The organism is Paenibacillus sp. FSL L8-0663 (genome assembly GCF_038008125.1).
Lineage (GTDB): Bacteria > Bacillota > Bacilli > Paenibacillales > Paenibacillaceae > Paenibacillus > Paenibacillus polymyxa_D.
Genome location: NZ_JBBOYM010000001.1, coordinates 15001 through 27545 on the forward strand (window position 1 = coordinate 15001; position 12545 = coordinate 27545).

Here is a 12545-nt window from a genome sequence, read left to right on the forward strand (position 1 = left end):
GCACAGACAACCAGGATGTTGGCTTAGAAGCAGCCACCATTGAAAGAGTGCGTAATAGCTCACTGGTCGAGTGACTCTGCGCCGAAAATGTAACGGGGCTAAACACACCACCGAAGCTATGGCTTGATGCTTGCATCAGGGGTAGGGGAGCGTTGAATGCGGGTTGAAGGTGTACCGTAAGGAGCGCTGGACTGCATTCAAGTGAGAATGCCGGTATGAGTAACGAAAAGATCTGTGAGAATCAGATCCGCCGAAAGCCTAAGGGTTCCTGAGGAAGGTTCGTCCGCTCAGGGTAAGTCGGGACCTAAGGCGAGGCCGATAGGCGTAGTCGAAGGACAACAGGTCGAAATTCCTGTACCACCGTAATCCGTTATGAGCGATGGGGTGACGCAGTAGGGTAGTGACGCGGACTGATGGATGTCCGTCTAAGCAGTGAGGCTGGTGTGTAGGCAAATCCGCACATCGTAAGGCTGGGCTGTGATGGGGAGCGAAAATTGTAGTAGCGAAGGTCATGATCTCAGACTGCCAAGAAAAGCCTCTAGCCAGGAGAAGGTGCCCGTACCGCAAACCGACACAGGTAGGCGAGAAGAGAATTCTAAGGCGCGCGGAAGAACTCTCGTTAAGGAACTCGGCAAAATGACCCCGTAACTTCGGGAGAAGGGGTGCCTCGGTAGGGTGAATAGCCCGAGGGGGCCGCAGTGAAAAGGCCCAAGCGACTGTTTAGCAAAAACACAGGTCTGTGCGAAGCCGCAAGGCGAAGTATACGGGCTGACGCCTGCCCGGTGCTGGAAGGTTAAGGGGAGTGGTAAGCCTTCGGGCGAAGCTATGAACCGAAGCCCCAGTAAACGGCGGCCGTAACTATAACGGTCCTAAGGTAGCGAAATTCCTTGTCAGGTAAATTCTGACCCGCACGAATGGCGTAACGACTTGGGCGCTGTCTCAACGAGAGATCCGGTGAAATTTTAATACCTGTGAAGATGCAGGTTACCCGCGACAAGACGGAAAGACCCCATGGAGCTTTACTGCAGCTTGATATTGAATTTGGGTACGATCTGTACAGGATAGGTGGGAGCCGTAGAATCTTGAGCGCCAGCTTGAGAGGAGGCATCCTTGGGATACCACCCTGATCGTATCTAGGTTCTAACTTGGTACCGTGATCCGGTGCGAGGACAGTGTCAGGTGGGCAGTTTGACTGGGGCGGTCGCCTCCTAAAGAGTAACGGAGGCGCCCCAAGGTTCCCTCAGAATGGTTGGAAATCATTCGAAGAGTGCAAAGGCAGAAGGGAGCTTGACTGCGAGACCTACAAGTCGAGCAGGGACGAAAGTCGGGCTTAGTGATCCGGTGGTACCGCATGGAAGGGCCATCGCTCAACGGATAAAAGCTACCCTGGGGATAACAGGCTTATCTCCCCCAAGAGTCCACATCGACGGGGAGGTTTGGCACCTCGATGTCGGCTCATCGCATCCTGGGGCTGAAGTAGGTCCCAAGGGTTGGGCTGTTCGCCCATTAAAGCGGTACGCGAGCTGGGTTCAGAACGTCGTGAGACAGTTCGGTCCCTATCTGTCGTGGGCGTAGGAAATTTGAGAGGAGCTGTCCTTAGTACGAGAGGACCGGGATGGACGTACCGCTGGTGTACCAGTTGTTCCGCCAGGAGCACCGCTGGGTAGCTATGTACGGAAGGGATAAGCGCTGAAAGCATCTAAGCGTGAAGCCCCCCTCAAGATGAGATTTCCCAGTATGTAAGACCCCTTGAAGACGACGAGGTAGATAGGTTGGGGGTGGAAGTGCAGTAATGCATGGAGCTGACCAATACTAATCGGTCGAGGGCTTATCCTAAAATAAAACGCAAATAAGTTTCGGATCCAGTTTTCAGGGTGTAACCTTGAAGGTATGTAGAAATACATACAACAAGCGCATGGCTATTCATTCACACGATAAGTGATGAACCGAATAACCGTACGGAAGAATTTGCACAGCAAATTCATGTTTGGTGGCGATAGCGGAGGGGTTCCACACGTACCCATCCCGAACACGACCGTTAAGCCCTCCAGCGCCGATGGTACTTGGACCGCAGGGTCCTGGGAGAGTAGGACGTCGCCAAGCAACAAGTAAAGAGGACCATGATCTCATTGAGATTATGGTCCTCTTTTGCATATACGTATATTTTAGAAATATCCTTACAAAAGGAAGGTAACATTTTTGTTACGGAATGTAGGAGTAAACCCTGTATAATATAGGTATTGAATCCCATACACACACGCTGCATTATTGCAGAATTATGCAAACTCCATCATAGGATTTTGTATAGTCAATCAGGCTGGTAAGGAGGGAAGATCATGCGGCGAAATAAATGGCTTGCTCTATTGGTGCTATTCAGTGTCGCTGTCGCGATTCTTACCGGGTGCGTGGAAGAGGAGCCTTCTTGGACATCGTTTGAGGGTGCTGCCAACGAGAAGACGTTTCCGGTTCCCAAAGAAGCTAGTAAAACCGATCGGGCCAGCAGTAATTCGGACATGGACTATGTTCGCTATGCACTGCCAGCGTTGAAGGAAAGTGATAGTCTACCTGCTCCTTATCTAGAGGAGATTGCAGCTTGGGGCTGGACTGAGGAACCGAATTTATCCACCTCGAATCAGAAGGTGTTTCAGAAAAATAAACACATGGTGCATCTGTCTGTGCATGATGGTTCTTTTACTGTATTGGTTCCAAAAGACAGAAAGGCTGTTGTGAAGAGCAAAAGTGTGGATCTTAATTAGGGACACGGTTTTCAAACGAGTAAGCAGCATAGGACTTATTGTAGATCATATTTATAGCAAACTCATAGTGTATTGTATGCTGTCTATAATGATGAATGAAGAGATCGGATATGGGGAAGCACTAGAACTGCCGGTAGAGTAGGGAGTGGCTTCCTTTTATATATTTGCATGTTGATCAAATGCTCTACATGAATATCGAGGATAAAGATGAGGAAAAGTTTACTTGATAAGAGAATAAAGCGATTTTAGTTGTTAAGACACAAAAAAAGGAGTAACCGTTTGAGGTTGCTCCTTTTTTATTGCTTCAGTCTAGATCGTTGTAGGTTAGTTCAGACGTGAGTCTTCTATCTGTACGGATAATGAGTGGTTAGATTTACTGTTGATAATATGAGGCATCTTCATCGGTAAACTTCAACATGCCGTCTTTTCTCTCGCCTGTAAGCCGACTGAGGATGTATAGACGCGGCGCAATAAGCCAAAGATGCCAGAAGAGTAAGGATACAGTAAAGGCTGGTGGAGACCAGAGAATGAAAACGGCTGATAAGCAGATACCGATCCAGAGGGTATGTATGTGCACACGACGAAAGATGCTATAGCCTATGTACTGGTCTGTCATATAGCCTAGCCAAGGTAATTTACGGTGGAATGCCCAGCGTTTGCGGAAGGATGTTCCGCCACCGATGTATAGGACAGATCGTGAGATTACGAAGTGTACCCATAAGGTTAGGAAAAAGGCAAGAGCAAACAAAAACACGCTAGTCCAGGAAAAGGCAAGAAGCAGAAAGAGAAGCATAATAACAGGCAGTGTGATATGACTCCATATTAGTTGACGCGGTATACTGATTTTTTTTATGAGCTTGTATTGATAGTAGGTAGCTTTGGTTCCGGTTTCCTCTGTCATGCGAACAGTCCTTTCATTAATCTACTGCATCACAAGTGGCTTCCCGTCCACAGCCGGAAAAAGGGACGGTACTTCGCTCATGCCGCTTTAAATAAGCATTAAATCGTTTTTGTAGAAATACAGAATGATCGACATTCAGTGCTAGCTAGCCTACTCTATAATTACTGGAAAGGCTATCACTGATGAAGTGTTCAAGGGCTCCGATGAAAGGGTATCCATGCATAAGAGCTTTTCTTATTATATCGGCATAGACGGCTATTTTTTAAACATACGGGGTACAAACACCATAATGGCCCAGGAGGAATATATATAGAGTATATCGTCGAACTGAGCTATGAAAAGGTTTAAAATAGTAGAAAGTGCCCCATACTAATAGTAAAAGAAACAAGGTGGGATGGATATGCATGATCAAGGCGGCCACCGCTGCATTATATGCGGGCAGCACAAGCATGAAGGCATTTTTATCGTTTCCGAGTTTATCTGTGATACGTGTGAAGCTGAAATGGTGCACACGGATGCAACTGATGCCAAATATCATTTTTTTATTGATCAACTAAAGCAAATCTGGGTACAGAAAAATGCATAATATCCTTTGCTAATTAGTCTTTAAAGGATTGGCATTCCAAGGTCTGTCGATACGGGCCTTTTTTTCTGTGAGTAAAAGTAGGATTCCGCTTGATTTTACGATAAAATAAGGTAGATATAAAGCTTTGTTTGGAAGGATTGCAGAATGATGGGGAAAAAGGCGGTACACGCACCATTAATGGAAGCTCTAATACGTTACCGGACTCAGGGCAATGCTTCTTTCCATGTACCCGGTCATAAAAATGGACAAGTATATGAGCATGAAAATATTGCGTCTCTGTTGCAAGAAGTGATGTCTATTGATGCGACAGAAATTACTGGACTGGATGATTTGCATCACCCAGAAGATGTGATTCGTGATGGGCAAGAGCTGGCTGCAAAGTGCTTTGGTGCTGAAGAGAGCTTTTGGCTAATTGGAGGAAGCACGGTCGGTAATTTAGCTATGATTTTAACTGTATGTACGGAGCCGGGAGATCTATTACTGGTACAGAGAAATGTACACAAATCTGTCCTGAACGGTCTCATTCTGTCAGGGGCTAATGCGGTATTCCTAGATCCGGAAATAGATACACTAAGCGGGCTGGCAGTTGCCCCAACGACGGATACTATAAAAGCTGCACTGAAGGTCTATCCTTCGGCTAAAGGGGTGTTACTTACACTACCTAATTACTATGGGATGGGGCATGACCTGACGGCAACGGCTAAGGCCTGTCATGCAGCCCATGTGCCGCTATTGATAGATGAGGCACACGGTGCCCATTATGGGTTGCATCCTCGTTTGCCAGCCTCTGCGCTATCCTGCGGGGCTGATGTGGTCGTCCAGTCGACACATAAAATGCTTCCAGCCATGACCATGGGGGCCATGTTACATGTGCAGGGAGAGAGAATCCATCGGGAACTGCTTCGTCAGCGTTTGGCGATGGTGCAAAGCTCTAGCCCTTCTTATCCGTTAATGGCCTCGCTGGATTTGGCAAGATGGTATATCGAGGCGCATGGTGCAGATGCCTTTACAGTGGGCTTAGCAGCGGTAGATGCTTTTAGAAAGGGCCTGGAGCAACTCCCACGCTTTCGCTTACTAGAACCTATACAGCAGCAGGCACTAGAGAGAAAGGACGCTCACAGGGGAATCTCTGAGGTCCTAGAAAGGGCTGATGAGGGAATAAACGGATATTCAACCCAGGACCCTTTTAAATTGGTGCTGTATGATACATGGGGTGTATTAGATGGGTTTGGGTTAAAGCATGAGTTGGAGACTTACGGATGTGTTCCAGAGATGAGCGACGAAAAATATGTTGTTTTATTGTTTACGTTAGGCTCTACGGCTAAGGATGCGAGTCACCTGTTGCAGGCTCTTGTGCATATAGATAATGATATAAGATTTAAGGAGACGGCTGGTGAGCCGGGGTCAACGGAAAAAGAGCAGCAAAGATTCGAATTAGATTTTTCCACGTGGAACAATGATAGAATGAAGGGATACTCTAGTCCGGTGCCGTTTGGGCTTCGACCGATTAGCCCGGATCAGATGGAGACCGTGCCTGTAGACGAATCCGCTGGCAGGGTAGCGGCTGAAATGATTATCCCGTATCCTCCAGGTATTCCACTGCTATATGCAGGAGAAACGATCACAGAAGCGATTGCATTGCGGATGAGTCGTCTACGTGAGCTGGGAGCCAAGTGGCACGGGGTAGCAGATGAAAGTATGCTTACAATTCGGGTATTCCGTTTACAATAAAGATTAGATACTAGAGACTTAACAAATACAGAAGACTGAATAAAAGAAGCATACGTAGCCTATGGGTGACTTTTATTTTTCAGGCAGGAAAGCAGGGAATAGCATGAATCGCAAAGGCATTTTTATCACACTGGAGGGGGGAGACGGCTCCGGTAAAACAACTATGATTCAACGGCTGGCGAAGTTTATGGAGGAGGAAGGCTATCCAGTCATCACGACGAGGGAGCCGGGTGGCATCGAAATTTCCGAAAAGATTCGTTCTATCATTTTGGACCCTGCTCATACCAGTATGGATGCTCGAACAGAGGCACTTTTATACGCGGCGGCGCGGCGTCAGCATTTGGTGGAGAAGGTAAAGCCGGCTATTGAACAGGGAGCTATCGTATTATGTGATCGTTTTGTGGATAGTAGCTTGGTCTATCAAGGATTTGCAAGAGGGATCGGAATTGAAGAGGTAGCTTCAATTAATCGCTTCGCGGTGGATGATTGGGAGCCGGATGCCACATTTTATCTGGATATTGAGCCCGAATTGGGATTGGCAAGAATTAATGCGTCACGAGGAGCAGAAATGGATCGCCTCGACATGGAGAGTATATCGTTTCACCATAAGGTGCGAGAGGCGTATTTGGAGTTGGCTCGCAAATTTCCGGAGCGAATTACAATTGTTGATGCATCTCCGGCGCCAGAGCAGGTGGAGCAGGTATTGAAGGATTTGCTGAAAAAGCGGTTTGTTCAGAATTTTAGCATATAATTGTCGAAGGATATACGGTAAAATTGAGCTAGGGACAAGGTTGTCTCTAATATGACTTGAAGGAGGAATACAGGATGAAGCTGATTATTGCGATTGTACAGGATAAGGACAGTAATAGATTATCCAGCGGACTGGTGAAAGCTAATTTCCGTGCTACTAAATTGGCGAGCACAGGAGGATTTCTGCGTGCTGGTAATACGACATTTATGATCGGTGTTGATGACAATCAGGTGGACTCATTAATGAACGTCATTCGCAGCAGTTGCAAGGTTCGTGAACAGCTGGTCACACCCGTTACCCCTATGAGCGGGACGACGGATTCCTATTTACCGTTGCCTGTTGAAGTCCAGGTGGGTGGAGCGACGGTATTCGTGATGCCTGTAGACCGTTTCGAGCATTTCTGAATCTACACAATAGGGCCTATTCTGCCGATATGATAGGGGAATTGCCTGTATCTTCTCACATGATGAGAGTGAGGGCAGATCCACTAAAACGGCAGCGCTACAGCGCAGTCCCCGGAAAGCCGAAGAAACCCTGAGTTCTAGGTTGAACTGTTCATGAAAGGGGAAAGTGGAAGCATCCGGGGAGAAAGCAGGTTTATATGAAAATAAATCCGGGCTATCGCCCTTTACAAAGTACATTGTCTACAAATGAAATGAGTGCAAAGCCAATTCAGCCCAAGAGCTTCTCCGACGTTATGCAGCAAAATGGGGAGCAAGCTTCGCAGGAGGAATTGAATCGGCGCTTTAAGGAAATACAAATGCAGGGAGATCGTCTTGCACGTTCAATGACGATTCGTGAGCTGAAGGCTTATAAGATGCTGGTTAAACGGTTTTTGGAAGATACCGTTCGGCGAGGCGTGTCCATGAAGGACACAAAGGGCTGGGATCGCCGGGGACGCAGCAAACGTTATAAGCTGATTGATGAAGTGGATGAGCTGTTGCTCAAAATGGCGGATGAGCTGCTAGAAACCGAGCAAGGCAAGATTGAGCTTTTGCAAGGGGTCGGTGAGATCAGAGGATTGCTAATTAATCTCTCATTTTAATGCAGACTTATGTTATAAACGAATACAGACGGGCTGTTGCCACGAGGAAATAATCTGCTTGCTGATCATGCTGGCAGATTATTTTTGACTATGTACATGCCCGGAAGAACAACGGTTTGCCGATGGATCACAGTTGTTTTCAGTGGAGAAAGTGAGGAAATATGTCTTTTCAACATATAATGGGCCAGGATGTAGCCAAAAAAATGCTGCAAAGTGCACTACGGAATCATACGGTCAACCATGCCTATGTTTTTAGCGGGCCGCCGGGAAGCGGGCAGATGAACATGGCGCAGATCTTTGCTAAGGCTTTATTTTGTGAGCGACAGACGGATGATGCATGCGGGGAGTGTTTGTCATGCCGCAAGGTAGAGCACGGGAATCATCCAGATTTGCATATTGTAGAGCCGGATGGAGCTACGATTAAAATTGATCAGATTCGCGGGCTTCAACGTATTTTTTCTTACAAATCTGAAAGCTCCAATCCGAAGGTATATATCATTCGGCAGGCGGATACCATGACAGTGCAGGCTGCTAATAGCCTACTTAAATTTCTGGAGGAGCCCCAGATTCCAGTGGTCGGCATACTCATTTCTGAAAATGGACAGGCGTTGCTGCCTACGATTCAATCACGGACGCAGCAGGTTCCTTTCCACGCTTTACAGCCGGAAGTGATGATGCAGGCATTAATTGGGGAAGGCTATACGGCAGGGCTTGTCCGGTCGGTCGTTCATATTGCTTCAGGACTGGAATCATGTAGAGAAATTCTCCAGCAGAATTGGTTTGCAGAAATTAGAAACGTAGTGTTACAATTAGTGAAGGAGTCCATGAGTCGGGGGAGCTCGTCTATTATTCTGGCTCAACAGAAGATTTTTAAAACTGGACTTTCTGAACACCTGGATATTCTGTTTCATCTGTTTCATTTGTGGTTTAAGGATATGCTTCATTTCCGTTACGGAAGGCACGAAAGCATTGTTTTCATAGATCATTTGGAGTCCGTCTCCAAATTGGCAATCACCCGCAGCACGGAACAATGGGTCTCTTATATGGATTTGGCCGCGAATTGCAGGAAGAAGCTCCGTTTTCACGTCAACGGGCAATTATGCGTGGAGCAGCTTCTGATTGGGTTGTCCGATACAAGCGGTTCTATCACCGGCTAACAGGAAGGCGCGCTTGTTCCACTCTGCACAATCCGCGACGCCAGGTTCCCGGTTTGTGCGACAGTGAGACTTCAATTGCGGCCATTCGTACAATGTCGGCTTCAAATGAGGTTTAGTGGCATACAAGGGGGTTAATTTTTGTATAGTGTAGTGGGTGTCCGTTTCAAGAAGGCGGGCAAGACTTATTATTTTGATCCGCTGGACCTTCCAGTGGAGAAAGAAAACTGCGTCATTGTAGAGACCGCGCGCGGTATTGAATATGGCAAGGTTGTAGTGGGCAAAAAAGAGGTAAATGATTCGGATGTTGTCCTGCCCTTAAAAAAAGTCATTCGTATTGCTGGGGATGATGACGCTCTTGTTGTAGAAGAGAATAAATTGGCGGCCAAGGATGCATTCGGCACGTGTTTAAATAAAATTAAAGACCATGGCCTTAAAATGAAGCTGGTAGATGTAGAATTTACATTTGACCGTAATAAGATCATTTTTTATTTTACGGCAGAGGGTCGGGTGGATTTTCGAGAGCTTGTAAAGGACTTGGCCAGTATTTTTCGTACACGGATCGAGCTACGGCAGATTGGCGTACGGGATGAGGCTAAAATGCTTGGCGGAATCGGACCTTGTGGACGTATTCTGTGTTGCTCCTCATGGCTGGGGGATTTTGAGCCGGTATCTATTAAGATGGCGAAGGATCAGAGTTTGTCGCTGAATCCGACGAAGATTTCCGGGTTGTGCGGGAGATTGATGTGCTGCCTCAAGTTTGAACATGATAACTACGAAAGCATGCGAGAAGAGCTACCTCAGGTGGGTAAGATGGTTATCACCTCTTTGGGGGAAGGTAAAGTCGTAGGTGTGAATGCAGGTCATCGCACGGTGCATGTTCAACTGTTTGAGATCAGTAAGGTCAAGGAACTTCCAATGGACGATGTAGTCGTCAAGTAAACCATTAGGTTGCTTCGGGGTGGAAACTTGGATAAATTAAATGTTTTTGCGCGTATTCACGAAATGGAAACCCAAATGGGACAGTTGCATAGCGATCTGGGTGAATTGAAACTGGTAGTAAAAGAACTGCTGGAGGAAAATCAACGACTAACGATTGAAAACGAACAGGTGCGCAAGATGCTCAAACGTGAAACCTCTGGAGAAGAAAAGACGGCAAACAAGCCGAAGCTTCCTCCTCCGATCGTCATTAAGGATGAAGGGCAAACGGGTGAGGTCGTGGGCGAAGGCTACGACAATCTAGCGAGGCTGTATCATGAAGGATTTCATATATGCAACGTGTATTACGGACATTTGCGAACGGAAGGCGATTGCCTCTTCTGTCTGTCATTTTTGAATAAATAAAAACAAGCCGTAGGAGCAAGATGCCTACGGCTTTTTTGTAAGGAAGTATGAGTGAAAAGCGATTTTGGTTATAAAAGATGGGAGAGCACTATGTACGAAAATGAAAAGAAGTCTGAACGAATTGATGATCTGCTTTCACATAATTTGCGTATTATCCAAAGTGATGAAGTATTCAGCTTCTCGATGGATGCTGTCTTGCTGGCACGTTTCGCCGGTATTCCGCAGCGTGGGAAGATTCTGGACCTGTGTACTGGCAATGGGGTTGTCCCGCTGTTGCTAACGACACGAACAAAAGCGTCTATTGAAGGAATTGAGATTCAACCACGTTTGGCAGATATGGCTAGACGTAGTGTCAGCTTGAATGGATTAGAAGCAGCAATTCAGATTCGGGAAGGGGACCTACGTGAGCTGGTTCACATCACGGGACATGGTGTTTATGATGCGATTACCGTGAATCCCCCCTATATGCCGCTAAATGGTAGCGATATCAAGCTGAATCCTCACCAGGCAATTGCCCGTCATGAAGTGAACTGCACACTGGAAGAAGTCATTCAGGCATCCACCCGGCTTGTCCGTAATGGGGGAAAGGTATCTATGGTTCATCGCCCGCAGCGGCTGGGTGAGATTATAACCTTGATGCGTAAACATAGTTTGGAACCCAAACGAATACGTTTTGTTCACCCACGAGTTCATATGGAAGCCAATATGGTACTGGTTGAAGCATTACGTGACGGTAAACCGGAGGTTCGTTTGTTGCCCCCGCTCATTGTATATCAGGAAAATGGGAATTATACTCAGGAAATAAGAGATATCTATGGAGAAGTAAGCAAGGGGGATTCTGTGTGAAAGCAGCTGTACAAAAAAGCTTTAGTACCAGCGAAGAAGAACGGGGAAAGTTGTATCTTGTTGCAACACCCATTGGGAATCTGGATGATATGACCTTTAGGGCAATTAACACCTTAAAATCATGTAGTATTATCGCTGCCGAAGATACACGGCAGACACGCAAACTGCTCACCCATTTCGAAATTACACCGGATATGCTCTTTAGTTATCATGAACATAATAAGGCTGCCAGTGGGCCTGAACTGATACGTTATATAATAGAAGGAAAAAATTTGGCACTGGTTAGCGATGCAGGTCTACCAGCCATTTCTGACCCTGGTTCGGATCTGGTCAAACTGGCACTGGAAGCGGAAATTAGCGTCATTCCTATCCCAGGAGCAAATGCGGCACTATCGGCATTAATTGCCTCAGGACTGGATACAGAAAGGTTCACCTTCGCTGGCTTTCCACCACGGGAGAAAAAGGACCTAGAGAAGCTGTTGCTATCGTTTCAGGTATCTCACGGCACAATTATTTTTTATGAATCGCCTCACCGCATCGTGAAGACATTGATGGTATTGAAGGAAACATTAGGTTCACGCAAAGTAGTGCTTGCGCGTGAGCTGACCAAGCTGCATGAGGAATGGGTGCGGGGAACCGTGGAGCAATGCCTTGCTAAACTAGAGGAGAATCCGCCAATTGGTGAATATTGTCTGGTGGTTGAAGGGAAAGACGAAGAGGAAGAGGAACAGGAACGTCAGGCATGGTGGCAGTCCTTATCTTTGGAGTCCCACGTCGCACATTATGAGGCAGAAGGACTCACACGCAAGGATGCAATGAAGCGTACAGCCACAGATCGTTCAATCTCTAAGAGAGATGTTTACAACGCACTCTTATGAATATCTGCCTAAACAAAAAAGGGCCTTCCAACGGTTGGGTTCAAACCGTGGAAGGCAACAAGGAGTATATATGAAAAAGGTTAGAATTAACAATATCTGATAAGTCTATTATATACTAAAATTCTCAGTTTGTCACAGGTGTTGGGATTTCAGAAATGCAATCTTGGCAAACAATTTTTCCTTTGAAGTAAATTACGTTCTCAGCATTGCCGCAGAAGATACAAGCAGGCTCGTATTTTTTAAGCATGATGCGTTCGCCATCAACATAAATTTCCAAAGCGTCTTTCTCTCCGATTCCCAGGGTACGGCGCAATTCGATTGGAATAACAACACGTCCGAGCTCGTCAACTTTTCTTACAATACCAGTGGATTTCATCATAATAAATCAGGCTCCTCTCGCCGTTTAAAATAATATAAGTGTCATGATTCGACAAAATTTTCTCTTTTCTGATATTTACTATACCAACGATTCCCAAAACAGTCAACCTTAAAAATGTAGTAACAGTCTGATTATGCAAAAGTATTTAGATTAAAGAGCTTTACTTGTGTGTAT

13 protein-coding genes and 2 rRNA genes (1 of these 15 running past the window's edge) are annotated in these 12545 nt (G+C 46.3%); 13 read left to right on the forward strand and 2 right to left on the reverse strand.

Annotated elements, in window-relative coordinates:
* From MKY75_RS00055 to MKY75_RS00065, 3 genes are all read left to right on the forward strand, one after another.
* Positions 1-1836, forward strand: a 23S ribosomal RNA gene (locus tag MKY75_RS00055); it begins 1089 nt to the left of the window's first position.
* A 150-nt stretch (positions 1837-1986) separates the two neighbouring features.
* Positions 1987-2103, forward strand: a 5S ribosomal RNA gene (gene rrf, locus MKY75_RS00060).
* 233 nt (positions 2104-2336) lie between these two features.
* Complete coding sequence (locus MKY75_RS00065; protein WP_013308104.1) at positions 2337-2756, forward strand: hypothetical protein; 420 nt, start codon at positions 2337-2339, stop codon at positions 2754-2756.
* Between the two features lie 373 nt (positions 2757-3129).
* Here the strand turns inward: MKY75_RS00065 and MKY75_RS00070 are convergent, their stop codons facing one another.
* A complete protein-coding gene (locus MKY75_RS00070; RefSeq protein ID WP_274483381.1) occupies positions 3130-3657 on the reverse strand; it encodes a hypothetical protein in 528 nt (175 codons plus the stop codon).
* Positions 3658-4057: 400 nt separating this feature from the next.
* On the opposite strand from MKY75_RS00070, the gene MKY75_RS00075 reads away from it, so the two are divergent.
* From MKY75_RS00075 to rsmI, 10 genes are all read left to right on the forward strand, one after another.
* Positions 4058-4243 carry a sigma factor G inhibitor Gin gene (locus tag MKY75_RS00075; RefSeq protein ID WP_023986422.1) on the forward strand — a complete coding sequence of 62 codons (186 nt, stop codon included), beginning with the start codon at positions 4058-4060 and terminating at the stop codon, positions 4241-4243.
* A gap of 144 nt (positions 4244-4387) precedes the next feature.
* Positions 4388-5974 carry an aminotransferase class I/II-fold pyridoxal phosphate-dependent enzyme gene (locus tag MKY75_RS00080; RefSeq protein WP_340883940.1) on the forward strand — a complete coding sequence of 529 codons (1587 nt, stop codon included), beginning with the start codon at positions 4388-4390 and terminating at the stop codon, positions 5972-5974.
* A 103-nt stretch (positions 5975-6077) separates the two neighbouring features.
* The gene (gene tmk, locus MKY75_RS00085; protein WP_013308107.1) at positions 6078-6725 is read left to right on the forward strand and encodes a dTMP kinase; all 648 of its coding nucleotides are present in this window, start codon (positions 6078-6080) and stop codon (positions 6723-6725) included.
* A 74-nt stretch (positions 6726-6799) separates the two neighbouring features.
* Positions 6800-7129: a cyclic-di-AMP receptor gene (locus MKY75_RS00090; RefSeq protein WP_007427998.1), complete on the forward strand. Its 330-nt coding sequence runs from the start codon at positions 6800-6802 to the stop codon at positions 7127-7129.
* 197 nt (positions 7130-7326) lie between these two features.
* The gene (locus MKY75_RS00095; protein ID WP_013308108.1) at positions 7327-7770 is read left to right on the forward strand and encodes a YaaR family protein; all 444 of its coding nucleotides are present in this window, start codon (positions 7327-7329) and stop codon (positions 7768-7770) included.
* A gap of 161 nt (positions 7771-7931) precedes the next feature.
* Positions 7932-8927, forward strand: coding sequence for a DNA polymerase III subunit delta' (gene holB, locus MKY75_RS00100; protein WP_023986424.1), 996 nt, complete (start codon positions 7932-7934; stop codon positions 8925-8927).
* 138 nt (positions 8928-9065) lie between these two features.
* A complete protein-coding gene (locus MKY75_RS00105) occupies positions 9066-9866 on the forward strand; it encodes a PSP1 domain-containing protein (protein ID WP_013308110.1) in 801 nt (266 codons plus the stop codon).
* 27 nt (positions 9867-9893) lie between these two features.
* Positions 9894-10268, forward strand: coding sequence for a DNA replication initiation control protein YabA (gene yabA, locus MKY75_RS00110; protein WP_340883941.1), 375 nt, complete (start codon positions 9894-9896; stop codon positions 10266-10268).
* Positions 10269-10358: 90 nt separating this feature from the next.
* Positions 10359-11114: a tRNA1(Val) (adenine(37)-N6)-methyltransferase gene (locus MKY75_RS00115; protein WP_025722559.1), complete on the forward strand. Its 756-nt coding sequence runs from the start codon at positions 10359-10361 to the stop codon at positions 11112-11114.
* Positions 11111-11992, forward strand: a complete 882-nt coding sequence (gene rsmI, locus MKY75_RS00120) for a 16S rRNA (cytidine(1402)-2'-O)-methyltransferase (protein WP_053324314.1) — start codon at positions 11111-11113, stop codon at positions 11990-11992. Before MKY75_RS00115 ends, rsmI begins: the two co-directional genes overlap by 4 nt.
* Before the next feature lie 124 nt (positions 11993-12116).
* Here the strand turns inward: rsmI and MKY75_RS00125 are convergent, their stop codons facing one another.
* A complete protein-coding gene (locus MKY75_RS00125; protein WP_007428005.1) occupies positions 12117-12371 on the reverse strand; it encodes an AbrB/MazE/SpoVT family DNA-binding domain-containing protein in 255 nt (84 codons plus the stop codon).
* Positions 12372-12545: the final 174 nt, after the last annotated feature.